The sequence below is a fragment of the Bradyrhizobium sp. sGM-13 genome (assembly GCF_018398875.1).
Taxonomy (GTDB): domain Bacteria; phylum Pseudomonadota; class Alphaproteobacteria; order Rhizobiales; family Xanthobacteraceae; genus Bradyrhizobium.
Window position 1 is genome coordinate 1 of record NZ_JAGWDK010000499.1, and the last position, 219, is coordinate 219.

A 219-nucleotide genomic window follows, 5' to 3' on the forward strand; every position below is an offset into this window, starting at 1 on the left:
GCATTCGCGTTGTGCAGGACATCACCGAACTCAAGCGCGCGCAGGCCCGCCAGAAACTACTGCTCGACGAATTGAACCACCGCGTGAAGAACATGCTGGCCACCGTCCAATCCGTCGCGATGCAGACCCGGCGCAGAGCAACCGATCTCGATGGCTTTACGCAGGCCTTCGAAGGACGGCTCATGGCGCTCAATCGCGCCCATGAATTGATGACGCGGG

Annotated in this window: 1 protein-coding gene; it reads left to right on the forward strand. The window is 60.7% G+C overall.

Annotation, left to right across the window (positions count from 1 at the left end):
• Positions 1 to 11: 11 nt before the first annotated feature.
• Positions 12 to 219: HWE histidine kinase domain-containing protein (locus KJQ96_RS41925; RefSeq protein ID WP_309142557.1), on the forward strand; the 208-nt coding region annotated here is incomplete at its 3' end.